Raw genomic sequence first — 24,198 nt, forward strand, 5'->3', positions numbered from 1 at the left:
CGGCTCAGACCCAGCCCAGCGCGCCCAGCAGCGCGCCGGCCGCCAGCAGCCACAGCAGGTGCACGCCGGTGGCCCACACCGCCCAGGCCGCGGCGGCGCTCAGCGCCCACATCGGCCAGTGCGGCAGCAGCGGCCCGCTGGCCAGGTTGAGCACCGCGGCGGTGGCCAGCATCATGCCGATCACCAGCGGCGCCATGCCCTGCTTGAAGGCGCGCACGGCGCGGTCGTCGCGGTGGCGGCGGGCCCAGCGGGTGGCGGTCAGCGTCAGCACCGAACTCGGCAGCAGCGCGCCCGACAGGCTCAGCAGCAGGCCCGCCGTGGCGGTCGCGTAGCCGCCGGCGTTCAAGCCGGTCGTGGCCCCGGCATTGAGCCCGACGTGCCAGCCGACCAGGCCGACGAACAGCAGGTTGGGCCCCGGCGCGGCCTGCGCCAGCGCGATCGAGGCGCTGAACTGGCCGTCGCTCAGCCAATGGTGATCGAGCACCAGGCGGCGGTGCAGGTCGGAGGCCACCGTGATCGCGCCGCCCACCGACAGCAGCGACAGCGCCGCGAAGTGGCCCAGCAGCTGCAGCCAGTCGAGCCAATGCAGCGGGATCGGCGTCATGGACGCGGCTCCGAGCCGGTGGACGTGGCCGGCGCGGGTGCTGCGGGCGAAGTGTGCGAAGTGGGCGTTGCGATCGGCACGGCGGCGGCGCTCTGCACGCGGCCGAGCCGCCAGCCCGCCACCAGGCACGCCGGCAGCCCGATGCCCAGCAGCACCCACGGCAGCGGCACGCGCAGCAGCACGATCGCGCCGAAGGTCAGCGCGCCCACCAGCGCCGCGGTCGGTCGGCCGAGCACGTTGCTGCGCAGCGCGCCGGCCAGCTTCAGCGCGGTGGCCACGATCAGCCCGGCCGCCACCGCGCCCATGCCGCGCAGCGCACCCTGCACGGCGGCCAGGTGCTGGAACTGCGCGAACGCCAGCGTCAGCGCCATCAGCAGCAGCAGCGGGAACAGCAGCAGGCCGAGCATCGCCGCCAGCGCGCCGCGCAGGCCGAAGTGGCGGTCGCCGATCATCAGCGACAGGTTGATGACGTTGGGCCCCGGCAGCACCTGCGCCACCGCCCAGTCCTCGACAAAACCCTCGCGGCTGAGCCACTGGCGGCGCTCGACCAGCTCGCGCTGCACGATCGCGAGCACGCCGCCGAAGCCCTGCAGCGCCATCACCGAGAAAGCCCAGAACAGCTCGCCGACGGACCGCGGTGCGGCGGGCGCCTCGGGGATCGGAGGGTGGGCGGGGGCGGATGGCGGGTTGGGTGGCATCTCAAAATGGTAACGATCGCGGCAGCCCGCCGCAGCGCACCGTTCAGTCGGTGCCGAGCGCCTCGTGCACCCAGCGCGCAGCCGCGTCCGGCGCCTGGAACTCGTCCACCGAGCGCGCCGGTATCGCCGGGTGGCGGGCGTTCCACATCCGCGCCAGCGTGTTGCCCGGGCCGACTTCGAGCACGCAGCGCACCCGCCGCTCGGCCACCGTGTCCATGCAGCGGTCCCACGGCACGGTGGCGGCGATCTGCGCGGCCAGCGCCTGGCGCAGTGCGTCGACCGTGCGCAGCGTCGTGCCGGTGTGGTTGCAGACCAGCGCCACACGCGGGCGCTCGAAGGGCCGCGCCGCCAGCGCCTCGGCCAGCCGAGGCACGCCGGCGGCCATCCACGGCGTGTGCGAGGCGATGCTCACGGCCAGGCGCGTGCAGCTGGCGCCGGCCGCGCCGGCTTCGTCTTCGGCGGCTTGCAAATCGCTGCGCAAGCCACCGACGATGACGCGATCGGCGCCGATGCGGATCGCCACCGCCAGCGCGTGCCGGCGGCACAGGTCGTCGATCGCTCCGGGTGCCGCGCCGCTGATCGACAGCAGGCCGGTGGGCTGGCCTTGCACGCACTCGTCCATCAGCCGCGCCCGCAACGACGCCATCGCCAGCGCGTCGTCGGCACCGAACACGCCCGCCGCGCTGAACGCCGCCAGCTCGCCGACGCTGTAACCCGCCACCACCGCCGGCGCGGGCAACAGCGGCTGCAGCTGCTGCCAGGCCGCCAGGCTGAGGCCGGTGAGCAGCGTCTGCGCCACCTCGTTGCGGGTGGCCCAGGCGCTGTCGGCCAGGCGGTTGCGCCAGTCGGCGCCGAGCCGGGATTCCAGCAGTGCCAGCGCGGGCAGCGGCGCGCAGCCGTGTCCCAGCCACGGCAGCATGTCGGGGTGTTGCGTGCCCTGGCCGGGGAACAGCAGGCCCAGGGTCATGACGGCCCCTCGGCCGGCTTGGGAGCGGCCCGGCGCTCGGCCCGCTGCGGACCGGTTCTCATGTCGACGCGCAGACCTTGTGCACCCAGCAGGCCGCGGCCAGCACGTCGGCGGCACCACCTGGCGACAGGCGGCGCGCGACGAAGTCGTGGTGGATCGCTTGTGCGTGGGCGATCGCGTCCGGCCGCGCCGCACCGCCAGCGGCGAGGAAACCGGCCGCCATCTGTTGGGCGTGGCGCAGGCCGGCCAGCCCGCCGCGGTGCGCCAGGTTGGTGTCGTCGAGCGCGGCCATGACGGCGAACAGCGTCTGCAATCGGGCGTGACGTGTGTTCAGGCCATTCGCCAGCGCCTGGTGCAGCGCCGGCATGGCCACCTCGAACAGCACCGGGAAGCCGTCTGCCGCCTCTTCGCCGACACCACGCAGGCCGTGGTTCAGCGCCGCACGCTGGCCGTTCGAATCACGGCTGTGCGTGCAGCGCTCGCGCAGCGCCGGCCCCCAGCCGTCGACCAGGCTGCGGCGCAGCGTGGCGGGTGCGAGCGGCTCGCCGCGCGCCAGCAGCCGCCCGGCGGCGGCGCACAGCAGGCCGAGGCTGAAGACCGCGCCGCGGTGGGTGTTGATGCCGGCGGTGGCCTGCAGCATGCGGCGTTCCGCCTCGATGCCGGCCTGCTCCAGCTCGGCAAACACGGCCTGGCGCGCGCCCAGTGCGGCGATCTGCGCAAAGTAGTGGCGCAGCGCGAACAGGCTGCGCAGGAAGGTGCCGGCGTCCATGTCCGTGTGGCTGCCGCTGTCGACGAACGACACCAGCCCGGGCTTGGGCGCGAGCGCCAGCTCGTCGTACAGCGCGACGGTGGCGGCGCGGCCGACGCGCTGCAGCGTCTCGGCCGCCAGCGGGCTGGATACGTGCGGCAGCCCTCGATCGGCAGCGCGTTCAAGGCGGTGCTTCATCGGACCCGCTCCGCGCCGGTCCGCGGCAGCCAATCGGTGCCCGACGCCAGCGCCACGCCCTGCAGGCGCTTGACGAGGATCTGCGCGACCCGCCCGGCGCGCCAGTCCCGCCACTCGCGCCAGGCCACCGCGCTGCCATCGACAAAACCGAGTTCGCCGTCGAGCCGTGGCGCGTCGATGCCGGCCTCGGCCAGAAGGGCCGCCGTGGCATCTGCCAGCAGGGCCGCGGCGGCATCGGCGGCGTGCGCATCGGGCACCGGCACGAACAGGTCGAGGTCGGATTGCGCGCGCAGGTAGGCGAGCCCGGTCAGCTGCTGCCAGCCGTGGCTGCCGTAGACCTGCGCGTGCAGACCCAGCGCGCCGAGCTGATCGCACAGCCGGCGCCACGGCGCCTGCGCGGCATCAGGCAGTTGCCCGGTGATGTCGATGGCGGCTGGAAACTCGCCCACGGCCCGCACCGCCGAGCGCGCCACCGCGAGGCTCAGGCGCTGGCGCTGCCAGCAGGTCGGCGCCGGCAGGCCGAGGTGGATCGCCTCGGCGTCGGCTGCGGATTCGGGCTGACGGGTGACAACCAGCGGCAGATCGTGCGCGGCCCAGTGCGCCAGGCAAGGCCGGGCCGACTCGGCGTGCGTCTGCGCCAGCACGGTTTGCCAGCCCGCGGGCGAGAGCCGCACCAGCTGGTGGCGACGCAAGGCGAGCGGTGGCCGTGACATGTCGGCGTTGCGGGCGTGGGTGATCACGGCGGGGATGAAGGCCATCTGGGCTCAAGCCGCGTCAAGCACCCGCTGTACCACCGCCGCCGCGAGCTGGCGCCCGCCGCGCTCGGCACCGTCGGCGGCGCGCACGTCGTCGGTCGGCGCGTGGGCCAGCGCATCACGCAAGGCGGCGGCCAGGTCGCCCGACCACAGCGCGCGGATGCCGCCCATCGCGACGTAGTTCTGCACGCCGGGCGCGAACACCGGGTTGTCCTTCGACAGCGCGGTCAGCCGCTCCTCGGAGATCTTGGTCACCCGCGCCATCGCCGGGATGCGCATGACGCGGATTTCGGCCTCGGGCAGCGCGTAGCAGGCGTCGGCGATCAGTCCCGAGGTGATGAAACCGCCCGACAGCGCCTGGTCGTAGACCAGCCCGATGACGCGGTGGCCCTGGCGCCGCGCCTGGTCGATGCAGCAGCCCAGGTGCGCCATCGCGCGGTTGATGCCGAGCAGCTCGTCGCGGCGTCGCAGCTGCTGGCCCTGGGTGTCGATCAGCAGCACGATGGCGCGGCCCGGGTGCAAGGCCAGTGTGTCGAGCACCGCACGGGCCTGGCGCAATGCCAGCGCCACGCCGATCGGTGCATGGCCGGTGGTGCCGACGATCGCGAGCGTGGCGCCGTCGAGCTGCGCCGTGCCGTGCAGGAAATCGCCGTCCGCCTGCACCGCGTGCGCGTCGCCGAACAGCCGCTGCAGGAGCGTGTGCCAGTCCATCGTCAAGCTCCTTGCGGGGTGGTGGTCGTCGTGGTGGCGGCGCTGCGCAAGGCGCACAGCTCGGCGGCATCGAGGTCGCTCACCTGCTCGGCGCGTGGCACGCCCAGCTGGCGCCACAAGGCCAGCGCGTCGGCGCCCGCCGGGGCATCGGCCAGGCGCTGCGCCAGCAGGCGGTGTTCGCGCTCCAGCTCGGCGGCATCCATCGGCCGGCGCCGGTCGAGTGCCGCGATGGCCGCGGCGCGGAAAGCCGCCACGTCGTCGTCGACCAGGTCGTCGCAGTCGCCGCAGAGCCAGCGGTGTTTGCCGCCGGTGGTGCGCCAGACCAGCGCGCGGTCGCGCGAGTCGAATTCGTCGACGCCGTGCGAGGCTTCGATCACCTCGGGGCCCGACATCGCCAGCCGGCCGATGTCGCTGATGATCAGGTGGTCGGCGCAGCGCGCCACGATGCCCATGCCGCCGAAGCAGCCGTTGGCGCCGCCGATCAGCACGATCACCGGGATGCCGGCGGCGCGCACGTCGAGCAGCGCGCGCATCACCTCCGACACCGCGATCAGCCCGGCATTGGCCTCGTGCAGCCGCACGCCGCCGGATTCGGCCAGCAGCAGCACGGCGGCCGGGCGGTCACGGAGCGCGCGTTTGAACAAGCCGACCAGCTTGGCGCCGTGCACCTCGCCGACGCCGCCGCCCATGAACGCGCCTTCCTGCGAGGCGACGAAGACCACCTGCCCGTCGAGCCGGCCGCGGCCGATCACCACGCCGTCGTCGAACGACGAGGGCACACCCAGCTGCGCGAGGTGCGGGCTGGTGAGCCGCTCGGACGGCGGCAGCCACTCGTGGAAGGCGCCGTCATCGAGCAACAGCTTGACGCGCTCGCGGGCGCTGCATTCGGCGTAGCTGAGGCTCATAGCTGTGCTCCCCGCGCGCCCTGCATCTGCGCCACCGCCTGCTCCAGCCGCAGGCTGACGACTGCCGGCGTGGCGCCCATGTCGTTGATCGAAACCCGTACACCGGCCAGCGCGTGGCGGTCGTGAAAGTCCGACAGCACGGCCTGCCAGATCGGCCGGAAACCACGCGCCGAGGTCTCGACCTCGACGCTGCAATGCGAGCCTGCGGCCGGCTCGACCATCACCTCGAGATTGCCCGAGCCGACCACGCCGACCAGCACCGGCGCGAAGGGTGCGACCGGCCGGTTGCCGTCGAATTCGAACTGCATCTTTTCGATGCCCACCGCGTTGCTCATGTGATCACCAGTTCCTGAACCGTTTGGGCGGTTGATAGAGCCCGCCGGAGGCGCGCACCAGGTCGCGCATCGAGCGTGCGGCCAGCAGGTTGCGGGTGGCGTCGCGCGGGTCGATGCCGAGGTCGGCCGGGCGGCGGATCACGCCGCGGTCGCGCAGGTTCTCGACCGCGCGGCGGTCGCGGCCCAGGCCCAGCGGCGTGTAGCCGGCGACACCGCGGATCGCCTGCTCGCGCTCCTCGTCGCTGCGGCACAGCAGCAGGTTGGCGATGCCTTCTTCGGTCAGCACGTGGCTGACGTCGTCGCCGTAGATCATGATCGGCGGCAGCGCCATGCCGGCCTGCTCGGCGAGCTGCCAGGCATCGAGCCGCTCGACGAAAGCCGGCTGCATGTGCTCGCGGAAGGTCTCGACCATCTGCACCACCAGCTTCTGGCCACGTGGTGTGCCGCGCGCACCGGTGAGCCCTTCGCGGGCCTGCGCGCCGGCCTTCAGCCAGGCTGGGCTGGCGTGGCGCCGGCCGCGCGCGTCGGCGCCCATGTTGGGCGCGCCGCCGAAACCGGCGATGCGGCCGAGCGTTGCGGTCGAGCTGTTGCCGGCCAGGTCCATCTGCAGCGTCGAGCCGATGAACAGGTCGCAGGCATAGTGGCCGGCCGCCTGGCAGAAGGCGCGGTTGCTGCGCAGCGAGCCGTCGGCGCCGGTGAAGAAGACGTCGGAGCGGGCGCGGATGTAGTCCTCCATGCCGAGCTCGGAGCCGAACGAGTGGATCGACTCGACCCAGCCCGCCTCGATCGCCGGGATCAGCGCCGGGTGCGGATTGAGCGCCCAGTGGCGGCAGATCTTGCCTTTGAGGCCGAGCGATTCGCCGTAGGTCGGCAGCAGCAGTTCGATCGCCGCGGTGTCGAAGCCGATGCCGTGGTTCAGGCGCTGCACGCCGTATTCGGCGTAGATGCCCTTGATCGCCATCATGGCCATCAGCACCTGGATCTCGCTGATCTGCGCCGGGTCGCGGGTGAACAGCGGCTCGATGAAATGCGGCGTCGGCGCCTCGATCACGAAGTCGACCCAGCCGGCCGGCACGTCGATCCGCGGCAACCGATCCACGATCTGATTCACCTGCGCGATCACGATGCCGCCGCTGAACGCGGTGGCCTCGACGATCGCCGGCGTGTCCTCGGTGTTGGGGCCGGTGTAGAGGTTGCCCTCGCGGTCGGCCGACTGCGCGGCGATCAGCGCCACCTGCGGCGTCAGGTCGACGAAGTAGCGCGCGAACAGTTCGAGGTAGGTGTGGATCGCGCCGATGCGGATCTGGCCGGCTGACACCAGCTGCGCCAGCCGCGCGCCCTGCGGGCCCGAGAACGAGAAGTCGAGCCGGCTGGCGATGCCGTCCTCGAACAGGTCGAGGTGTTCGGGCAGCGCCAGCACCGACTGCACCATGTGCAGGTCGTGCACCCGCTGCGGGTCGAGCTGCGTCAGCGCGCGGGCCAGGAAGTCGGCCTGCTTCTGGTTGTTGCCTTCCAGGCAGACGCGGTCGCCGGGTTCGAGCACGGCGTGCAGCAGCGCCACGGCGTCGGCATGCGGCACGCACTTGCCACGCGCGGCTACCTCTTCGGCCGCGCGCGCCAGGCGGGCCTGGCGGCGGCGCGCCTTGTGATCCCAGGCGGTGGTGGTGGCTGCCGCAGCGGCGGGCGAGGTGGCAACGGCGTTCATGCTCACGTCACCTCATTCCATCTTGATGTTGCCGTCCTTCACCACCGTGGCCCAGCGCCTGGTTTCGGACGTCACGAAGTCGCCGAAGGCCGGGCCGGCGAGCGTCGGGATCTCGGAGCCGAGGTTGGTCCAGGCGTCCTTGATCTCCTTGCTGGCGAAGGCCGTGCGCAGCTCGGCGGCCATGCGCTCGACGATCTCCTTGGGCGTGCCCTTGGGCGCCCACAGGCCGTACCAGGTGGCGACCTGGTAGGTCGGCACGCCCGCTTCGATGCTGGTCGGGATGTCCGGGAAACCGGGCGCACGTTTTTCGCTCGCCACCGCGATCGCGCGCAGCCGGCCGCTCTTGATGTGGATGGCCGACGAGCCCAGGCCGTCGAACATCATGTCGACCTGGCCGCCGATCAGGTCCTGCAGCGCCGGGCCGGCGCCGCGATACGGGATGTGGGTGATGAAGGTCTGGGTCTGCATCTTGAACAGCTCGCCCGCCAGGTGGTGCGACGAGCCGTTGCCGGCCGAGCCGTAGCTGAGCTTGCCCGGGTTGGCCTTCAGGTGCGCCAGCAGCTCCTTGAGGTTGTTGGCCGGCACCTTCTGCGGGTTGACGACGATCACCTGCGGCACGTTGGAGATCAGCGCCACCGGCACGAAATCGTTGCCCAGGTTGTAGTCGAGCTTGGGATAGATCGACGGCGCGATGGCGTGGTGCACCGCGCCCATGAACCAGGTGTAGCCGTCGGGCGCGGCCTTGGACGCCACCGTGGCGCCGACGTTGCCACCGGCGCCGCCCTTGTTGTCGATCACCACCTGCATGCCGAGCTGCTTGGTGAGCTGGGCGTAGAGCGGGCGCGCGAACGCATCGGTGCCGCCGCCGGCCGGGAACGGCACCACCACCGTGACGGGCTTGCTCGGCCAGGCCTGGGTCTGGGCCGACGCGGGGACCGACAGACCCGCCACCAGGACGCCGGCGAGGCAGAGGCCCGCCTGCTGCAAGGCCAGTCGACGGGTGGGAGCGGTGCGCGGTGCGCGAGGGCTGCGGGGCTGTGTCATCGGTTGTCTCCTGGGGCTGTCCGGGTGGATGTGTATTCTTGATTTCTGTCTACGTATACATTAAATGCTGTGTCGCATGCTTTTGCAATCCCGGTAAATTCCCTGACGGCTTCAATGGACGCCATGACGGCAGCGGCTGCGACAATGCGGGCATGAAGATCTCTGACCGCCTGCGCGAAACCATCGAGGAGCAGATCGCCACCGGCGAGCTGGCGCCCGGCAGCGCGCTCGACGAGGCGCTGCTGGTTGAGCGCCACGGCGTCTCTCGCACCCCCGTGCGCGAGGCGCTGATCCAGCTGGCGGCCGAAGGGCTGGTGGAACTGCGGCCGCGCCGCGGCGCGGTGGTGGCGGCGCTCGGGCCGACCCGGCTGATCGAGATGTTCGAGGTGATGGCCGAGCTGGAGGCGATGTGCGCCCGCCAGGCCGCGCGGCGCGCCACCGAGGCCGATCTGGCAGCGATCCAGGCGGCACACGAGCGCTGCCGCAGCGCCGCCGGCGAGCTCGACCCGGACGCCTACTTCTACGCCAACGAAGGTTTCCACCGCGCCATCTACGACAGCGCGCACAACGCCTTCCTGGCCGAGCAGGCGCAGGCGCTGCAGCGCAAGCTGCGGCCCTACCGGCGCCTGCAGCTGCGGGTGCGCAACCGGCTGCAGCGCTCGTTCGAGGAACACCAGGGCATCGTCGACGCGATCCGCAACGGCGACGCCGAGCTTGCGGTCAACGCGGTGCGCAACCACGTCATCGTGCAGGGCGAGCGCTTTGCCGACCTGCTGGCCGGCCTGCGCCAACTCGAAAGCGCGGTGCCGCGGCCGAGCGCTGCGCCGGCCGCCCATACCAGCGTCAACACCGACCCGGCCGCGCGCATCGCCTAAGATGCGCGTCGGCCGCTCCTGCGGCCACGTCGCTCGGACGGTTCCGGGCGCTCACGTGAAAGTCATCGACATGTCCTCTGCCTCCACCGGCAAGCGCCGCTTCGCGCGCATCGACCGCCTGCCCCCCTACGTCTTCAACATCACGGCCGAGCTGAAACTCGCCGCGCGCCGCCGTGGCGAAGACATCATCGACCTCAGCATGGGCAACCCCGATGGCGCGACGCCCGCGCACATCGTCGCCAAGCTGACCGAGGTCGCGCAGCGCGCCGACACCCACGGCTACTCGGCCAGCAAGGGCATCCCGCGCCTGCGCCGCGCCATCAGCCACTGGTACCAGGACCGCTACGCCGTCGACATCAACCCCGACACCGAGGCCATCGTCACCATCGGCTCGAAGGAAGGCCTGGCGCACCTGATGCTCGCCACGCTCGACCGCGGCGACACCGTGCTGGTGCCCGACCCGAGCTACCCGATCCACATCTACGGTGCGGTGATCGCGGGGGCCGATATCCGCTCGGTGCCGCTGATCCCGGGCGTCGACTTCTTCGCCGAACTGGAGCGCGCCATCCGCGGCAGCTACCCCAAGCCGAAGATGATGGTGCTGGGTTTCCCGAGCAACCCGACGGCGCAGTGCGTGGAGCTCGACTTCTTCGAACGCGTGATCGCGCTGGCCAAGAAACACGACATCTTCGTCGTGCACGACCTGGCCTACGCCGACATCGTGTTCGACGGCTGGAAGGCGCCGAGCATCATGCAGGTGCCGGGCGCCAAGGACGTGGCGGTCGAGTTCTTCACGCTCAGCAAGAGCTACAACATGGCCGGCTGGCGGATCGGCTTCATGGTCGGCAACCCGGATCTCGTGGCCGCGCTGGCGCGCATCAAGAGCTACCACGACTACGGCACCTTCACGCCGCTGCAGGTGGCCGCGATCGCCGCGCTGGAGGGCGATCAGCAGTGCGTCAAGGACATCGCCGCCAACTACCAGAAGCGCCGCGACGTGCTCTACAAGGGCCTGATCGAAGCGGGCTGGCAGGTCGAGTGCCCGAAGGCGGCGATGTACATCTGGGCCAAGATCCCGCCGGCCTACGCGGCGTTGGGCTCGCTCGAATTCGCCAGGCAGCTGCTCGAGAAGGCCAAGGTCTGCGTCTCGCCGGGCATCGGTTTCGGTGACCATGGCGACGACCACGTGCGCTTTGCGCTGATCGAGAACGAGGCCCGCATCCGCCAGGCGGTGCGTGGCATCAAGGCGATGTTCAAGGCCGACGGGGTGGTGGTGCCGGCCGGCTGACACTTCCTGCCTGCCGGCCTGCGAGAGCCCGGGCATGAATCGACCCGGACGCCATGGCGCGTGTCACTGCGGCCACCTCGCCGTGTCGGTCGGCCTGACGCGGCCCGCGGTGCCCTGCGCCGCGAACGCCAGCGCATCGTCGAGCCGGTCGTTGCCCCAGAACAGTTCGCCGCGCGCGAACAAGCTCGGCGCGCCGAACAGGCCCCGGCGCTGCGCCTCGGCGGTCAACTCGCGCAGCCGGCCGCGCCGCGGCCCGTCGCGCGCCGCGTCGATCAGCTCTGCTGCCGGCAGGCCGAGCCCGCGCAGCACGCCGGCGACGGAATCCTCGCTGTCGAGATCGCGGTCGAGCGCGAAGTTCAGGCGCATCGTCTCGCGACAGTAGGCGCCGATCCAGGGCTGCTCGGCGTGTGCCGCCGCCACCCGCATCGGCAGCACCGCGCTGCGCGGAAAGACCGAGGGCTTGCGCCAGGGCAGGCCGTGCTTCGCGCACTGGCGCTCCATGTCGCGCCACATGTAGGCGCCCTTTTCCTTCTGCAGCACGAAGGGCGAGCTGTCCCAGCCGAAGGACTTGAAGATCGGCCCGAGCAGGAAGGGCCGCCACGCCACCGTCAGCCCCAGTTGCTGCGCCGCCGCTTCGATGCGCATCGCGCTCAGGTAGCTGTAGTTGCTGCCGAAGTCGAGCCAGAACTCGACCTGCCGCGGCGGCGCCGCATCGTTGCAGTCATCGGTCGTCATTCCCGGTCTCCTGGTCATTCAGTCGAACACCACCCGGCAGCGCACCACGCTGCCGGGCCGAGATGGCCGAGTTCGGCGAGCAGCGGCCGACGGATGAAGGGGTGCACAGCACGGCGGTGGACATGGAACAAGGTCTCCCGGACAGGTCAGGAGATCGATTGAGCGATCCGGGAAGGATCGCTTGAGCGGGCCGGCGTCGTCAATTCGAAGCCGCTCACCCCGTAGACTGCGGCGCCGGCGGGTGTCGCCGCTCTCTACGAGGATCAGCCGTGAAGCTCAAGATGGCCAAGAATTCGCTGTTTGCCGTGCTGCTGCGTTCGCGGTGGTGGGTCAGCGTGTGCATCGCCGGGGTGATGGCGCTGCTGGCCTGGGTGGTGCTGCCCGAGGACTACCGTGTGGCCGGCGTGCTGGGCTGTTTCCCGTTCCTGGTGATCGGTGCGATGGCGGCGTGGCGTCAGCGCGATCTGCCCAGCCCGGCCCGGGTCGGGCAGACGCTGGAGGCCGTCGGCGCCATGCCCTGGCCGGCGTTTTCGGCCTTGCTGGAACAGGCCTTCCGCCGCGACGGTCATGCGCTGCAGCGGCGCAGCGGGGCGGTCGACTTCGCGCTCGAACGCCAGGGCCGGCACACGCTGGTGAGCGCGCGGCGCTGGAAGTCCGCCCGCACCGGCCTGGAGCCGCTGCGCGAACTGCAGGCCGCCCGCGTGGCCCGCGAGGGCGACGCCCTGCCCGACGCGATCTACATCGGCCTGGGCGAGCCCAGCGACAACGCCCGGGCCTACGCCGCCGAACACGGCATCACCCTCTGGCAAGCCGCCGAACTGGCGCACGCACTGCGCGGCCTGCCGCTGCCGGCGACGCCGCCGACGCGCTGAAACCGTTGCGGGCTGCGGCCTGGGCCGCCTCGGAAATGCGTGGTGCTCGCATCGAGCACACACCGATCCTCGTCGACCCCAGCACGTCTCCCGCGTTGGTGCGCCGATGCGCTCAGTGGCCGATCTGTGCCAGTTGTCCGACCACCTGCGCCAAGCTCGGCCGCGCGTGCACCTGCGGCTGCAGGCAGGCGTCGCGCAGCGCGGCCATCGCGGCGAGCGCGTCGGTTTCGGCCGCGTGCGCTGCATCGGCGCGCTCGATCAGCTCTTCGAGCAGACAGCCGAAGGCGCGCACTTCGAGGCGCTGCAAAGCCTCGGCGGCCGGGCTGGCCGGGTCGTGGAAGGACGCGGCGCCGAAGTCGCTCAGCACGCATTGCGGCTGCTGCGTTTCGCCGTTCCAGAGGATGTTGTGGGCGTACAGGTCGCCGTGCATCAGGCCCTGGGCGTGCAGGTGCGCGGCCACGTCGGCGATGCGGCGGGCGATCGCCAGTGCGGCGGCCACCGGCAGGCGCAGCGTGTCGGCGTAGACGTCGCGGCTGCACGAGGCCAGGCTGGGCGGGCCGGCCAGCGCCCGGTACGCCGGATCGAGCAGCGCCAGCACCAGCCCGGCGCTGCCCTCAGGGTGCGCATGCAGCACGCCTTCGACGGCGATCAGCCCCGGATGCCCGGCCGCCGCGATGCAGGCCGCCATCTCGCAGTCGGGCAGGCCGTCGCTGGTCATCGCCGCCTTGAACAGCTTGACCGCCACCGGCCGGGCGGGGGAGTGTTGCCGCGCCGGCGGTTCGCGACCATCCTGCGGTGCGTGCTGATCGGGCGGCTGCCACAGCGCGCGGTGGATCACGCCCGAGGCCCCTTCGCCGAGGGCGTGTTCGAGCTGCAGCTGCGACCAGGCGATGCGGGCGATGTCCGGCCGGTCGGGCCGCAGAGGCTGTTGCGGCCGCGCGCCGAACGGCGCACGCAGCGGGTTGCCCGCCAGCGCCAGCCAGCTCAGCCGCGGCAGGTCGAGCAGCCAGGCGGGCAGCGTCTCGAAGCGGTTGGCCGCCAGCCGCAGCAGCTCGAGCTGCGTGCAGCGCGACAGGTCGGGCAAGTCACGCAGCCGGTTGCCGGCCAGCATCAGTTTCTGCAACCGCGGCCGCCAGCCCAGCGTGGCGGGCAGTTGCGTGATCGCGTTGTCGGTCAGGATCAGCCAGCGCAGCTGCGCCGGCAGCGACTCGGCCGGCACGTCGGCGATGCGGTTGGCCTTGAAGCCGACCATCTCCAGCTGCGCGCAGCGGCCCAGCACCGCGGGCAGCGTGGTGAAGGCGTTGTCGGAGCAGAAGATGACCTTCAGCCGGTGCAGCCGCGGCAGGTCGTCGGGCAGGGCGTTGAGCTGGTTGCCCGACAGGTTGAGCACCTCCAGCGTGTCGGCCAGCGTGTAGATCTCGGGCGGAAAGTGGCTCAGGCCGGCGCTGAGGTCGAGCCGGCGCGTGCCGGCCAGGGCGCCCGAGCGCAGTTGTTCGAGGCTGTGCATGGGCCGCTCAGAACAGCGTGGTGATGGCGTCGACCACGCGCAGCGCCTCGTCGACCACCGGCATCCAGCGCCACTTGTCGAAGGTGGTGCAGGGGTGCGAGATGCCCAGCGCGACGCGGTCGCCGACCTGCAGCGCACTGGCGTCGTCACCGAGCCGCAGGTAGGCGTGCTGGTCGTTGAGTGCGCTGATCTGCCAGCCCGCCGGCACCGCGCGCGCGGTGCGCTCGCCTTGCGGGCAGAACATCACCGGCACCGGCAGGCCCATGTCGAACGACAGGTCGCGCTTGCCGGCGTTGAGGATCGCCAGTCCCGGCTCGGGGCAGGATTGCACCAGCGTCCAGACCTGCAGCGCCGCGCGCAGGCCGTCGGCATCGGCACAGCCCAGACGCCGGTTGGCGACGTGCACCATGCGCCGGTAGTGGCCGTCGTCGTGCGTCACGTAGCAGCCCGAGCGCAGCAGGCCGAGCACCGGCTTGCGCAGCGGCGGGCGCAGGGCCTGCGACACCCGATCGAAGAGCGCCGAGCCGCCGGCGCTGACGATGACCTCGTCGGTGTCGAACAGCGCCTCGTGCTCGCAGGCCAGCGCCAGGGCGTGCACGCGCTGCATCAGGCCCTCGGCCAGCGCACGATCGGCGGCGTCGTCACCGCTGCCCCACAGGCCTTCGTAGGTGCTGATGCCGGCCAGCTGCAGCGCCGGGCTGGCGTGCACCGCACGGGCCAGCGCCAGCGCCTGCTCGTGACCGCGGCAGCCGGTGCGCCCGCCGGGCAGGCCGAGTTCGAGCAGCACCTCCAGCGGCGCTGGCAGCGCCTGCGCCTCGATCAGCGCGAGCTGCGCCGCCGAGTCGATGAAGAACGGCGCCCGCAGGCCCGGATGCTGCGCGCGCAAGGCGGCCAGCTGGTGCAGGTCGCCGGCCTGGATCACCTGGTTGGCGATCAGCGCCCGGCGCACGCCGCCGGCCACGCCGAGCGCGAGCTGGTGCACGTTGGCGAAGGTGATGCCCCAGGCGCCGGCCTCGACCTGTGCGGCAAACAGCTGCGGCGACAAGGTCGTCTTGCCGTGCGGCGCCAGCGCGATGCCGGCGGCCGCCACGTGGCGCTGCATCCAGCCGAGGTTGTGGGCCAGCGGCTCGCGCCGGATCACCGCCAGCGGCAAGGGCAGGTCGCCGGCCAGCACGTTCCAGCCCCTCGCGGCGATCTGCGAGCGGCGCAGCGGCGGGGCGTCGGGCGGATAGCCCTTGAAGCTGGCGTCGAGCTGGGGGTCGATCAGGGCGTCGGCGGTCGGAGCAGGCATGGCGGAATTCGACCACAGCGCCAACACCTGCGACCCGGCACGCCCCGCTGCCGGTGCCCGAACGCCGCCGGTTCGCGCGTATTCACGGGCTCGCCAAGCCCGCGGGGCTGCTGCACAGTGTGCGGCTCTGTCCGCCCTTCCGGAGCCCGTCATGCCGTCTTCCGCCCTGGCTCACGCGCCGTCGCAGCGCGCCCACATGGCCACCGTCATGCAGGTGGCCGACGCGGGTGTGGCGGCGCCTGCTGCGGCGCGCCACGACGCCCTGATCCGCGCCAGCTGGCAGCGCTGCGTGCACCAGCACCGGCTCGACCCCACGCGCATGCAGGAGGCCGTGATCCTGCCGCAGCCGCGCCTGCGCGAGCACCAGGGCCAGATGGAGGACTTCCTGCAGATCGCCCGCCACGGCCTGGAGGCGCTCTACCAGCAGGTGGCTGGCCTGGGTTACGTGGTGCTGCTGACCGATGCGCGCGGCGTCACGGTCGATTTCATCGGCGACCTGCTCGTCGAGCCCGGCCTGCGCAAGGCCGGGCTGTACCTGGGCGCCGACTGGAGCGAGCACCACGCCGGCACCTGCGGCGTGGGCACCTGCATCAGCACCGGCCAGGCGCTGACGGTGCACCTCGACGACCACTTCGACGCCACCCACATCCCGCTGACCTGCACCGCCGCCCCGGTGTTCGACACGGTCGGCCGGCTCAACGCCGTGCTCGACATCTCGCAGCTCAGCAGCCACCAGCCCAAGGCGAGCCAGCACCTGGCGCTGCAGCTGGTGAAGGTCTATGCCCAGCACGTCGAGAACGCCGCCTTCCTGCAGCGCCATCGCCACGACTGGGTGCTGCGGCTGAGCGAGGCGCCGCAGTTCCTCGACGTCAACCCCGACTACCTGCTGGCGCTCGACGCGGCCGGGCGCGTGATCGGCCACAACCGGCGCGCCCAGCTGCTGTTCGAGCCGGGCTTGCCGGGCCTGTCGGGCCGCACGACGACGGCGCCGGACCGCGGGCCGTCGGCGCTGATCGGCCAGCCGATCGGGCGTCTGCTGGCGCTGTCGGTCGGCGACCTCGGCCGCTTCGTGCAGGGCCGCGCAGCCGACCGGCGCGCGGTGCTGCGCAGCGGCGCCCGGCACGTGCTGTTCCTGCATGCCGCGCCGCCACCGGCGCCGCTGCGCACGGCGGCCAGCGAACCGGGCCGGGTCACGACCGAGCGCCAGCTGCCTGCGCCGCTGGCCGCGCTGTCGGGTGGCGACGCCGCGCTCGACCGCCAGATCGCGCGCGCCGCCCGGCTCGTCGACAGCCCCGTCAGCCTGCTGATCACCGGCGAGACCGGCAGCGGCAAGGAGTATTTCGCCAAGGCCCTGCACGCCAGCAGCGAGCGCCGCGGTGGGCCGTTCGTGGCGGTCAACTGCGCGGCGATTCCCGAGTCGCTGATCGAGAGCGAGCTGTTCGGCCACCTGCCCGGCAGCTTCTCGGGCGCCGGCCCCAAGGGCAAGAAAGGCCTGATCCAGGAGGCCGACGGCGGCACGCTGTTCCTCGACGAGATCGGCGACATGCCACGCGCCCTGCAGGCCCGCCTGCTGCGCGTGCTGGCCGAGCGCGAGGTGCTGCCGATCGGCGCGACCCGGCCCACGCCGGTCGACCTGCGCGTGATCGCCGCCACCCATTGCCCGCTCGAAGCGCTGGTGCGCGAGGGGCGTTTCCGCGACGACCTGTATTACCGCCTCAACGGCGCGCACGTGGTGCTGCCGCCGCTGCGCGAGCGCCAGGATCTGGACGTGCTGATCGACCGCATGCTCGCGCCGTGTGGTGACGCGCCGGCGCCGCGGCAACGTGCTGCCGCCCTGCGTGAACCTGCGACCCGCCTCGCTGCCGACGCGCGTGCCGCGCTGCACGCGCACCCCTGGCCCGGCAATCTGCGGGAGCTGCGCAACGCGCTCGACTACGCGCGCACGCTGTGCGACGACGGCCTGATCCGGCTCGGCGATCTGCCCGATGCGCTGCTGGCGGCGAGCCCGCCGGTCGCACGGCGCCCGAGCGGCCCGGACATCTGGCAGCCGGGCTCGACGCTGCACGCGCCGGTGGCCGATGAAGCCGCGCAACTGCTGCAGGCGCTGCGCGCGGCGCGCTGGAACGTCTCGGCGGTGGCGCGCGAGCTGGGCTGCTCGCGCATGACGCTGTATCGGCGCATGAAGCGCCTGGAGATCCGCTCGCCGCTGGAGGCGCGCGAGTGAGCGCCCAGGCATGCACTCGAACGAACTCGAAACCGATCATCAACCGACCTGAAAGCCGATGCGACTCTCCCTGATTGCCACCACCCTGTGCGCCGCCGCGCTCCACCTCGCCCCGCTGCCGGCGCTGGCCGAAGACAAGGCCGTCATCGACGCGATGGAGGGTTACCTCGATTTCGTCGATTACGGCGGCGCGACGATCTTCCCCGAGCAGATCCCGAAGGACGACTGGAAATCGTTCTTCGTCATCGACGCCCGCGACAAGGAGCAGTTCGCCAAGGAGCACATCCCCGGCGCGGTCAACATCGAATGGCGCCGCGCCCTGGCCGAACGCGGCCGCATCCCGAAGGACAAGCCGGTGCTGCTGTACTGCAACACCGGCACGCTGTCGGCGCAGGCCGGCTTCGCGCTGCGGGTGGCCGGCTACGAAAACGTGCGCATCCTGCAGGGCGGCTACGCCGAGTGGAAGGCCAAGGGCGGCTTCGATGCCGCGGCCCGGGCGACCGGCGCGGTCAAGCACTGAGCACCGCGTGGCCGCCGCGCCAGGGGTGACAGCTGTCACAGCCCGAAGGCCATCACCTGTCTCGCCGACCTGTCTCGCCGTGACAGGTGTCCGGCCCCGATCGTTGCGGCCTTCGGCATGAAAAGCCAATGCCGTCAGGCACTTGGCCACTGCTGCGGCGCAGCACGCCGGCTCGGCACGGGCCTTGCGCAAGATCAAGTCACCGGGCGCCTGCCCGGCCTGGTCCACACCGCGAGGAGACACCCGCATGACGCAGATTTCCCCCCCGATTTCTCCCACGCAAAGGGCGGCCGACTGGCTGGCCCGCTTCGAGGCCGCCGCCGCTGCACGCGATGCCGACGCCGCCACCGCGCTGTTCGACGACGAGTGCTATTGGCGCGACCTTGTCAGCTTCACCTGGAACATCCGCACCTTCGAGAGCCGGGACGACATCCGCGCGATGTTGGCCGCGCGCCTGAATGATGTGCAGCCGTCGGCCTTCAAGGTCGAGGGCGACGCCACCGAAGCCGGCGGCGTGACCGAAGCGTGGTTCACCTTCGAGACCGCGGTGTCGCGTGGGCGCGGCCTGCTGCGGCTGAAGGGCGATCGCGCGTGGACCTTTCTGACCACGATGGTCGAGCTCAAGGGCCATGAAGAAAAGAAGGGCCCGCGCCGCATCAAGGGTGCCGAACACGGCGTGCAGCGCGGCCGCCAGACCTGGCTCGAAAAGCGCCAGCACGAGCAGGCCACGCTCGGCTACAGCGAGCAGCCCAACACGCTGATCATCGGCGGCGGGCAGGGCGGCATCGGCCTGGCGGCGCGGCTGCGGCGTCTGGGCGTGCCGACCATCGTGATCGAGAAGAATCCGCGGGCCGGCGACAGCTGGCGCAACCGCTACAAGAGCCTCTGCCTGCACGACCCGGTCTGGTACGACCACATGCCCTATCTGCCGTTCCCGGACGACTGGCCGGTGTTCTGCCCGAAGGACAAGGTCGGCGACTGGCTGGAGTCGTACACCAAGATCATGGAGCTGAACTACTGGGCCAGCACCGTGGCCGAGAAGGCGCGCTGGGACGAAGACAAGCAGGAGTGGGAAGTGCGCGTGGTGCGCGAGGGCCAGCCGGTCACGCTGCGGCCCAAGCAGCTGGTGTTCGCGCTGGGCGTGTCGGGCTACCCGAACGTGCCCAAGATCACCGGCGCGGAAACCTTCGAGGGCACGCAACACCATTCGAGCAAGCATCCCGGTGGCGCGGCTTGGGCGGGCAAGAAGTGTGTGGTGCTGGGCTCCAACAACTCGGCCCACGACATCTGCGCCGACCTGTGGGAAAACGGCGCCGACGTGACGATGCTGCAGCGCTCGTCGACGCACATCGCGCCGTCGGATTCGCTGATGGAGCTGGCACTCGGCGGGCTCTATTCCGAGGCGGCGGTGGCGGGTGGCATCAGCGCCGACAAGGCTGATCTGATCTTCGCGTCGGTGCCGTACAAGATCATGCACACCTTCCACATCCCCGTGTACGAGGAGATGAAGAAGCGTGACGCCGACCTGTACGCGCGGCTCGAGAAGGCCGGCTTCATGCTCGACTTCGGCGAAGACGGCTCGGGCCTGTTCATGAAGTACCTGCGCCGCGGCTCGGGCTATTACATCGACGTCGGCGCCAGCGAGCTGATCGCCAACGGCAGCGTCAAGCTCAGGAGCCCGGTCAACATCGAGCGCATCAATCCGAAGTCGGTGACGCTGACCGACGGCAGCGAGCTGCCGTGCGACCTGCTGGTCTACGCCACCGGCTACGGCTCGATGAACGGCTGGCTGGCGGACCTGATCTCGCCCGAGGTGGCCGACCAGGTCGGCAAGTGCTGGGGCCTGGGTTCGGCCACCACCAAGGATCCCGGCCCGTGGGAAGGCGAGCTGCGCAACATGTGGAAGCCCACGCCGGTCCAGAACCTGTGGATCCACGGCGGCAACCTGCACCAGTCGCGCCATTACTCGCAGTTCTTGTCGCTGCAGTTGAAGGCGCGCATGGAGGGCATCGCCACGCCGGTCTACCGGCCGCAGCCGGCGCACCACCGGCGCTGATGTGCGCCACGCGGCGGTGCGACTGCGCCGCCGCGGGCACTCTCAGATCTCGTCGATCGAGGTGCTGCGCGAGGGATCCTGCGTGTCGCCGATGGCGAAACGATCGCGCGTGGTGACGTAGAAGCTCGCGCCGAAGCGGCCGACCGGGTGGTAGTCCTGCAGCCGCACGCGCCAGGTCTCGCGGTCGACCAGGCCCTCGCGCACGCTCAGCCATTGAACCCGGCCGATGAAGATGTAGCGGCTCGCGGTTTCGAGCTTCTCGTGCAGCACGCACTCGAAGGCCACCGGCGCCTCGGCGATGCGCGGTGGCGCCACCGTCTGCGACGGCACGGCGTGCAGACCGACCTTGGCAAGCTCGCTGACCTGCGGCGGCAGCGACTCGCCACAGGCGTGCATCTGCGCGGCCAGCGGCTCGTCGCACAGGTGCACCACGAACTCGCCGCTGGCCAGGATGTTGGCGGCGGTGTCCTTCAGGCGGCCATCGTGCAGCCGGTTGATGCTCAGCATCACGATCGGCGGGTCTTCGCCGAGCATGTTGAACATCGAGAACGGCGCCGCATTGGCCACGCCGTTGGCGCCCAGCGTGGTGACCAGCGCGATCGGCCGCGGCACGATCAGGCTGGCCATCAGCTTGTAGCGCTGGTAGGCGGTCAGTTCGGCGAAGTCGATCTCCATGGCGGTCTGCCTTTCAAGCGGATGGGTCCGGCAAGTTCTCGACGCAAGAGGTGCGCCAGGCCGGGGAGCGCGCCCGGCCGGTTGTGAAATCATCCTGGACCGCGTCGATGCTTCCGGAGGCTTCTTGCGCACCGTCATGCACCAGAAATCCGTCGCCCAGCCCCGCCGCCCGACCTGCTCCGCCTGCCACCTCCCGCAACGCACCTGCCTGTGCGCCTGGCTGCGTCCCACGCCCAACGCGGTCGAGGTGCTGATCCTGCAGCACCCGCTGGAAGCGCACCAGGCCAAGGGCAGCGCCCGCCTGCTGGCGCTGAGCCTGCAGCGCTGCCGGAGGGTGGTGGCCGAGACACTCGATGCCGCCGCGCTGGCCGACTGGCTGGGGCCGGACGACGCCGCGCCCGGCGACACCGTGCTGCTCTACCCTGCCACCGCATCGGCGCCCGGCCCGCTGGCCGACCCGGCCGTGATGCCGCGCCGGCTGGTCGTGCTCGACGCGACCTGGCGCAAGAGCCTGCGCCTGCTGCATCTCAATCCGCGGCTGCAGGCGCTGCCGCGCTGGCCGCTGGTGGATCCGCCAGCGGCGCGTTACGGCGCGCTGCGCAAGGCGGCGTTGCCCGAGCAGCTGTCGACGCTGGAGGCCACCTGCCTGGCGCTGGCGCAGATCGAGGCCGACGCGCCGCGATATGCGCCGTTGCTCGATGCCTTCGGCGCCTGGGTGGCCGACACCTCGACCGCCTTCCGGCCGACGCCCGCCGCGATCACGCCGGGCGAAACGCCGCCCTGAAAAACGCCACCGCCTCGGCAAACGCCAGGTCGGCGGCCTCGGGGTCGAAGCGCGCGCCGACGTCGCGCATGAAGGCGTGTTCGGCGGCGTACAGGCGCTGCTCGAAGTCGACGTTCTTCGCACGCAACGTGGCTTCGATGAGGTCGCGGCCGGCGGCCGGGATGTGCGGGTCGGCTGTGCCCCACACCAGCAGCAATCGCCCGCCGATCTCGCCGAGCCGTTGCAGCGTGCCGGCGTCGGCGTCCTGCCCGAGCTTGCCGTTGTGCACGCCGGTGGCGTAGAAGCAGGCGGTGGCCTTGACGTCAGGCTGCAGCGCGGCGCGCATCGCCAGGTGTCCGCCGATGCAGAAACCGGCCGCGCCGAGCTGGCCCGGCGCCACCGCAGGGTGGCTCGCCAGGTGATCCAGCGCGAGCCGGCAATCGGCATCGAAGTGCGCCACCGGTGTGCGTTCGGCATCGGACAGGCCGCGGCTGCGGCCGGCGTCATCGAAGGCGATCACCGTGCCGGCCGGCTCGATGCGGCGGTAGATCTCCGGCGCCAGCACCGTGTAGCCGTGGCCGGCCAGGCGCACGCAGGCGCGTTGCATCGGCCCGGTGAGCTGGAAGATGTCGGAGTAGAAGACGATGCCGGGATAGCGGCCGGGCTGCTCCGGCATGGCCATGAAGCAGCGCATCACGCCGTCGCCGGCGGGCAGGTCGATGTGTTCGGAGCGGACGATCATGGCGCGGTTGTTCCTTGTTCTGGGCCTCGTCGAAGTCAGATGTTCCAGTCGCTGCTGGGCGCGCGCCACAGGTCGACGCCGCCTTCTTGCGCGTGGCGGTCGATCTCGGCCAGCTCATCGGCGCTGAAAGCCAGGTTCTGGAGTGCGGCGACGTTCTCGCGGATCTGCGCCGGGCTGCTGGCGCCCAGCAGCGTGGTGGTCACGCGTGGGTCGCGCAGCACCCAGGCGAGCGCCATCTGCGCCAGCGTCTGGCCGCGCTTTTGCGCAATGCCGTTGAGCGCGCGCACCTTGGCGAGGTTGGCCTCGCTCAGATGTTCGGCCTTGAGCGAGCCGCCGCCGGGGCGGTTGATGCGGGCGTCGGCGGGGATGCCGTTGAGGTACTTGTCCGACAGCAGGCCCTGCGCCAGCGCGGTGAAGCTGATGCAGCCCGCGCCCTGTTCGGCCAGCGTGTCGAGCAGGCCGTTCTCGATCCAGCGGTTGAACAGGTTGTAGCTCGGCTGGTGGATCAGCAGCGGCACGCCGTGGCCACGCAGCAGCTGCGCCATCTCGGCGGTCTTGGCCGGCGAGTACGACGAGATGCCGATGTAGAGCGCCTTGCCCTGGCTCACCGCATGAGCCAGCGCGGCGGCGGTTTCTTCGAGCGGGGTTTCTGCGTCGTAGCGGTGCGAGTAGAAGATGTCGACGTAGTCGAGGCCCAGGCGCTGCAGGCTCTGGTCGAGGCTGGCCAGCACGTACTTGCGCGAGCCGCCACCGGCGCCGTAGGGGCCGGGCCACATGTCCCAGCCGGCCTTGCTGGAGATGATCAGCTCGTCGCGGTAGGGCTTGAGATCCTCGCGCAGGATGCGGCCGAAGTTGATCTCGGCGCTGCCGTACGGCGGGCCGTAGTTGTTGGCCAGGTCGAAGTGCGTGATGCCGAGGTCGAAGGCGGTGGTGACGAGCGCGCGCTGCAGCGCCATCGGCGTGGCGTCGCCGAAGTTGTGCCACAGGCCCAGCGACATCGCCGGCAGCTTGAGCCCGCTGCGGCCGCAGGCGCGGTAGGGCATCGATTCGTAGCGCGTGGCGGCGGCGGTGTAGGCCATGAGGGTCTCCTGTCGGTGGGCTGAGGCGCGGTGGGATCGGGCGTGATCATGCCGCAGCGAATCCGCTGACGTCGGCATGCCGACGCTCGGCCTTGCGCGGAGCCGAAGATCCGCCTCGCTATACTCGCGGCGCTTTCGTCATTGGGGAGTAGCCGCCCTGCGCCCGCAGGGGTTCGCGTCAACACACTTGACCCTCACGGTCATGGCGCGAACAGCTCCAGAGCCTGGCAAGACCTTTGACCACACTGCCTCCGGAAGGGCCGGGGATGCCGTGTGGTCTCTGGTATTCGCTGGCCCTTGGAGATCCTCTTGGAATCATTCCTCGTGTCCACCGGCGTCGTCGCACTCGGTGAAATGGGCGACAAGACGCAGTTGCTGGCGATGCTGCTGGCGGCCAGGTTCCGCAAGCCGGTGCCCATCATCCTCGGCATCCTGGTCGCCACCCTGGCCAACCATGCACTGGCCGGTGCGGTCGGTGGCTGGGTCGCGCAGGCCCTCGGCCCCGACGTGCTGCGCTGGGTCATCGGGGCATCGTTCATCGCGATGGCCGCGTGGATGCTCATCCCCGACCAGATCGACAACGAGGACGCCGGCGGTCGGCAGCTCTTCGGCGTGTTCGGCACCACCGTGCTGGCGTTTTTCCTGGCCGAGATGGGCGACAAGACGCAGATCGCCACCGTCGCGCTGGCGGCGCGTTACGGCGACCTCGTCGCCGTCGTGGCCGGAACGACGCTGGGCATGATGCTGGCGAACGTGCCCGCGGTGTTCCTGGGCGACCGCATCGCCAAGGCGGTGTCGATGACGCTGGTGCACAGCATTGCGGCGACGATCTTCGCCGTGCTGGGCATGCTGACGCTCTTGAACGTCGGCCAGATCTTCTGAGTACCGCCCCGGCCGCAGC

24 protein-coding genes and 1 riboswitch are annotated in these 24,198 nt (G+C 71.3%); of the genes, 8 read left to right on the plus strand and 16 right to left on the minus strand.

All coding sequences use genetic code 11. The annotated features are described in order from the left end of the window. Window positions 1-4 precede the first annotated feature (4 nt). The 10 genes from LCHO_RS00360 to LCHO_RS00405 are packed head-to-tail and all read right to left on the minus strand — an operon-like array spanning window position 5 to window position 8,670. A complete protein-coding gene (locus LCHO_RS00360; RefSeq protein ID WP_012345108.1) occupies window positions 5-604 on the minus strand; it encodes a chromate transporter in 600 nt (199 codons plus the stop codon). Further along, window positions 601-1,302, minus strand: coding sequence for a chromate transporter (locus LCHO_RS00365; RefSeq protein ID WP_012345109.1), 702 nt, complete (start codon window positions 1,300-1,302; stop codon window positions 601-603). Before LCHO_RS00365 ends, LCHO_RS00360 begins: the two co-directional genes overlap by 4 nt. 43 nt (window positions 1,303-1,345) lie before the next feature. Next, window positions 1,346-2,269, minus strand: a complete 924-nt coding sequence (locus tag LCHO_RS00370; protein ID WP_012345110.1) for an ACP S-malonyltransferase — start codon at window positions 2,267-2,269, stop codon at window positions 1,346-1,348. A 58-nt stretch (window positions 2,270-2,327) separates the two neighbouring features. Next, window positions 2,328-3,215, minus strand: a complete 888-nt coding sequence (gene mdcB / locus LCHO_RS00375) for a triphosphoribosyl-dephospho-CoA synthase MdcB (RefSeq protein ID WP_012345111.1) — start codon at window positions 3,213-3,215, stop codon at window positions 2,328-2,330. Then, complete coding sequence (gene mdcG, locus LCHO_RS00380) at window positions 3,212-3,973, minus strand: malonate decarboxylase holo-[acyl-carrier-protein] synthase (protein ID WP_012345112.1); 762 nt, start codon at window positions 3,971-3,973, stop codon at window positions 3,212-3,214. Before mdcG ends, mdcB begins: the two co-directional genes overlap by 4 nt. 6 nt (window positions 3,974-3,979) lie before the next feature. After that, window positions 3,980-4,681 (minus strand): biotin-independent malonate decarboxylase subunit gamma, encoded by a 702-nt coding sequence (gene mdcE / locus LCHO_RS00385; protein ID WP_012345113.1) that lies wholly within the window; start codon window positions 4,679-4,681, stop codon window positions 3,980-3,982. Window positions 4,682-4,683: 2 nt separating this feature from the next. After that, window positions 4,684-5,586, minus strand: coding sequence for a biotin-independent malonate decarboxylase subunit beta (locus LCHO_RS00390; RefSeq protein ID WP_012345114.1), 903 nt, complete (start codon window positions 5,584-5,586; stop codon window positions 4,684-4,686). Beyond that, the gene (gene mdcC / locus LCHO_RS00395; protein WP_012345115.1) at window positions 5,583-5,921 is read right to left on the minus strand and encodes a malonate decarboxylase acyl carrier protein; all 339 of its coding nucleotides are present in this window, start codon (window positions 5,919-5,921) and stop codon (window positions 5,583-5,585) included. Before mdcC ends, LCHO_RS00390 begins: the two co-directional genes overlap by 4 nt. Window positions 5,922-5,925: 4 nt before the next feature. Continuing rightward, the gene (mdcA, locus tag LCHO_RS00400; protein WP_012345116.1) at window positions 5,926-7,626 is read right to left on the minus strand and encodes a malonate decarboxylase subunit alpha; all 1,701 of its coding nucleotides are present in this window, start codon (window positions 7,624-7,626) and stop codon (window positions 5,926-5,928) included. 12 nt (window positions 7,627-7,638) lie between these two features. Then, on the minus strand, window positions 7,639-8,670 hold the full coding sequence (locus LCHO_RS00405; RefSeq protein ID WP_012345117.1) for a Bug family tripartite tricarboxylate transporter substrate binding protein: 1,032 nt from the start codon (window positions 8,668-8,670) through the stop codon (window positions 7,639-7,641). A 152-nt stretch (window positions 8,671-8,822) separates the two neighbouring features. Here LCHO_RS00405 and LCHO_RS00410 point away from each other — a divergent pair, with 152 nt between their 5' ends. Next, window positions 8,823-9,545, plus strand: a complete 723-nt coding sequence (locus LCHO_RS00410) for a GntR family transcriptional regulator (protein ID WP_012345118.1) — start codon at window positions 8,823-8,825, stop codon at window positions 9,543-9,545. Window positions 9,546-9,615: 70 nt separating this feature from the next. Further along, window positions 9,616-10,833 carry an alanine transaminase gene (gene alaC / locus LCHO_RS00415; protein ID WP_043703666.1) on the plus strand — a complete coding sequence of 406 codons (1,218 nt, stop codon included), beginning with the start codon at window positions 9,616-9,618 and terminating at the stop codon, window positions 10,831-10,833. 63 nt (window positions 10,834-10,896) lie between these two features. Here alaC and LCHO_RS00420 read toward each other — a convergent pair whose 3' ends face one another. Further along, window positions 10,897-11,568, minus strand: coding sequence for a 2-hydroxychromene-2-carboxylate isomerase (locus LCHO_RS00420; protein ID WP_012345120.1), 672 nt, complete (start codon window positions 11,566-11,568; stop codon window positions 10,897-10,899). Between the two features lie 269 nt (window positions 11,569-11,837). On the opposite strand from LCHO_RS00420, the gene LCHO_RS00425 reads away from it, so the two are divergent. Beyond that, window positions 11,838-12,440 carry a restriction endonuclease gene (locus LCHO_RS00425; protein WP_043703668.1) on the plus strand — a complete coding sequence of 201 codons (603 nt, stop codon included), beginning with the start codon at window positions 11,838-11,840 and terminating at the stop codon, window positions 12,438-12,440. Between the two features lie 112 nt (window positions 12,441-12,552). Here LCHO_RS00425 and LCHO_RS00430 read toward each other — a convergent pair whose 3' ends face one another. After that, window positions 12,553-13,947, minus strand: coding sequence for a leucine-rich repeat-containing protein kinase family protein (locus LCHO_RS00430; protein WP_012345122.1), 1,395 nt, complete (start codon window positions 13,945-13,947; stop codon window positions 12,553-12,555). 7 nt (window positions 13,948-13,954) lie between these two features. Beyond that, a complete protein-coding gene (locus LCHO_RS00435; RefSeq protein ID WP_012345123.1) occupies window positions 13,955-15,238 on the minus strand; it encodes an amino acid deaminase in 1,284 nt (427 codons plus the stop codon). Between the two features lie 151 nt (window positions 15,239-15,389). On the opposite strand from LCHO_RS00435, the gene LCHO_RS00440 reads away from it, so the two are divergent. From LCHO_RS00440 to LCHO_RS00450, 3 genes are all read left to right on the plus strand, one after another. Further along, complete coding sequence (locus tag LCHO_RS00440) at window positions 15,390-17,462, plus strand: sigma-54-dependent Fis family transcriptional regulator (protein WP_012345124.1); 2,073 nt, start codon at window positions 15,390-15,392, stop codon at window positions 17,460-17,462. Window positions 17,463-17,520: 58 nt separating this feature from the next. Beyond that, entirely contained in the window at window positions 17,521-17,982 is a 462-nt protein-coding gene (locus LCHO_RS00445) for a rhodanese-like domain-containing protein (protein ID WP_012345125.1), read from the plus strand. Window positions 17,983-18,229: 247 nt separating this feature from the next. Further along, window positions 18,230-20,038, plus strand: coding sequence for a flavin-containing monooxygenase (locus LCHO_RS00450; protein WP_012345126.1), 1,809 nt, complete (start codon window positions 18,230-18,232; stop codon window positions 20,036-20,038). 42 nt (window positions 20,039-20,080) lie between these two features. Here LCHO_RS00450 and LCHO_RS00455 read toward each other — a convergent pair whose 3' ends face one another. Next, window positions 20,081-20,713 (minus strand): flavin reductase family protein, encoded by a 633-nt coding sequence (locus LCHO_RS00455; RefSeq protein ID WP_012345127.1) that lies wholly within the window; start codon window positions 20,711-20,713, stop codon window positions 20,081-20,083. A 136-nt stretch (window positions 20,714-20,849) separates the two neighbouring features. Between LCHO_RS00455 and LCHO_RS00460 the strand changes: the two genes are divergently transcribed. After that, the gene (locus LCHO_RS00460) at window positions 20,850-21,497 is read left to right on the plus strand and encodes a tRNA-uridine aminocarboxypropyltransferase (protein ID WP_012345128.1); all 648 of its coding nucleotides are present in this window, start codon (window positions 20,850-20,852) and stop codon (window positions 21,495-21,497) included. On the opposite strand, the gene LCHO_RS00465 is transcribed toward LCHO_RS00460, so the two are convergent. Then, window positions 21,472-22,218, minus strand: coding sequence for a dienelactone hydrolase family protein (locus tag LCHO_RS00465; RefSeq protein WP_012345129.1), 747 nt, complete (start codon window positions 22,216-22,218; stop codon window positions 21,472-21,474). The genes LCHO_RS00460 and LCHO_RS00465 overlap by 26 nt on opposite strands. Before the next feature lie 35 nt (window positions 22,219-22,253). Next, window positions 22,254-23,297, minus strand: a complete 1,044-nt coding sequence (gene mgrA, locus LCHO_RS00470; protein WP_012345130.1) for an L-glyceraldehyde 3-phosphate reductase — start codon at window positions 23,295-23,297, stop codon at window positions 22,254-22,256. Between the two features lie 131 nt (window positions 23,298-23,428). Next, window positions 23,429-23,603, plus strand: a riboswitch (yybP-ykoY riboswitch). Window positions 23,604-23,606: 3 nt separating this feature from the next. Here mgrA and LCHO_RS00475 point away from each other — a divergent pair. After that, window positions 23,607-24,179: a TMEM165/GDT1 family protein gene (locus LCHO_RS00475; protein WP_012345131.1), complete on the plus strand. Its 573-nt coding sequence runs from the start codon at window positions 23,607-23,609 to the stop codon at window positions 24,177-24,179. The last annotated feature ends 19 nt before the right edge of the window (window positions 24,180-24,198 follow it).

It is taken from the genome of Leptothrix cholodnii SP-6 (genome assembly GCF_000019785.1).
Lineage (GTDB): Bacteria > Pseudomonadota > Gammaproteobacteria > Burkholderiales > Burkholderiaceae_C > Sphaerotilus > Sphaerotilus cholodnii.

What these genes read in the sequence shown, in the direction of transcription:
- LCHO_RS00360 (WP_012345108.1), bottom strand. Translation starts at nt 604, where the DNA reads ATGACGCCGATCCCGCTGCATTGGCTCGACTGGCTGCAGCTGCTGGGC.
- LCHO_RS00365 (WP_012345109.1), bottom strand. Translation starts at nt 1,302, where the DNA reads ATGCCACCCAACCCGCCATCCGCCCCCGCCCACCCTCCGATCCCCGAG.
- LCHO_RS00370 (WP_012345110.1), bottom strand. Translation starts at nt 2,269, where the DNA reads ATGACCCTGGGCCTGCTGTTCCCCGGCCAGGGCACGCAACACCCCGAC.
- mdcB (WP_012345111.1), bottom strand. Translation starts at nt 3,215, where the DNA reads ATGAAGCACCGCCTTGAACGCGCTGCCGATCGAGGGCTGCCGCACGTA.
- mdcG (WP_012345112.1), bottom strand. Translation starts at nt 3,973, where the DNA reads ATGGCCTTCATCCCCGCCGTGATCACCCACGCCCGCAACGCCGACATG.
- mdcE (WP_012345113.1), bottom strand. Translation starts at nt 4,681, where the DNA reads ATGGACTGGCACACGCTCCTGCAGCGGCTGTTCGGCGACGCGCACGCG.
- LCHO_RS00390 (WP_012345114.1), bottom strand. Translation starts at nt 5,586, where the DNA reads ATGAGCCTCAGCTACGCCGAATGCAGCGCCCGCGAGCGCGTCAAGCTG.
- mdcC (WP_012345115.1), bottom strand. Translation starts at nt 5,921, where the DNA reads ATGAGCAACGCGGTGGGCATCGAAAAGATGCAGTTCGAATTCGACGGC.
- mdcA (WP_012345116.1), bottom strand. Translation starts at nt 7,626, where the DNA reads ATGAACGCCGTTGCCACCTCGCCCGCCGCTGCGGCAGCCACCACCACC.
- LCHO_RS00405 (WP_012345117.1), bottom strand. Translation starts at nt 8,670, where the DNA reads ATGACACAGCCCCGCAGCCCTCGCGCACCGCGCACCGCTCCCACCCGT.
- LCHO_RS00410 (WP_012345118.1), top strand. Translation starts at nt 8,823, where the DNA reads ATGAAGATCTCTGACCGCCTGCGCGAAACCATCGAGGAGCAGATCGCC.
- alaC (WP_043703666.1), top strand. Translation starts at nt 9,616, where the DNA reads ATGTCCTCTGCCTCCACCGGCAAGCGCCGCTTCGCGCGCATCGACCGC.
- LCHO_RS00420 (WP_012345120.1), bottom strand. Translation starts at nt 11,568, where the DNA reads ATGACGACCGATGACTGCAACGATGCGGCGCCGCCGCGGCAGGTCGAG.
- LCHO_RS00430 (WP_012345122.1), bottom strand. Translation starts at nt 13,947, where the DNA reads ATGCACAGCCTCGAACAACTGCGCTCGGGCGCCCTGGCCGGCACGCGC.
- LCHO_RS00435 (WP_012345123.1), bottom strand. Translation starts at nt 15,238, where the DNA reads ATGCCTGCTCCGACCGCCGACGCCCTGATCGACCCCCAGCTCGACGCC.
- LCHO_RS00440 (WP_012345124.1), top strand. Translation starts at nt 15,390, where the DNA reads ATGCCGTCTTCCGCCCTGGCTCACGCGCCGTCGCAGCGCGCCCACATG.
- LCHO_RS00445 (WP_012345125.1), top strand. Translation starts at nt 17,521, where the DNA reads ATGCGACTCTCCCTGATTGCCACCACCCTGTGCGCCGCCGCGCTCCAC.
- LCHO_RS00450 (WP_012345126.1), top strand. Translation starts at nt 18,230, where the DNA reads ATGACGCAGATTTCCCCCCCGATTTCTCCCACGCAAAGGGCGGCCGAC.
- LCHO_RS00455 (WP_012345127.1), bottom strand. Translation starts at nt 20,713, where the DNA reads ATGGAGATCGACTTCGCCGAACTGACCGCCTACCAGCGCTACAAGCTG.
- LCHO_RS00460 (WP_012345128.1), top strand. Translation starts at nt 20,850, where the DNA reads ATGCACCAGAAATCCGTCGCCCAGCCCCGCCGCCCGACCTGCTCCGCC.
- LCHO_RS00465 (WP_012345129.1), bottom strand. Translation starts at nt 22,218, where the DNA reads ATGATCGTCCGCTCCGAACACATCGACCTGCCCGCCGGCGACGGCGTG.
- mgrA (WP_012345130.1), bottom strand. Translation starts at nt 23,297, where the DNA reads ATGGCCTACACCGCCGCCGCCACGCGCTACGAATCGATGCCCTACCGC.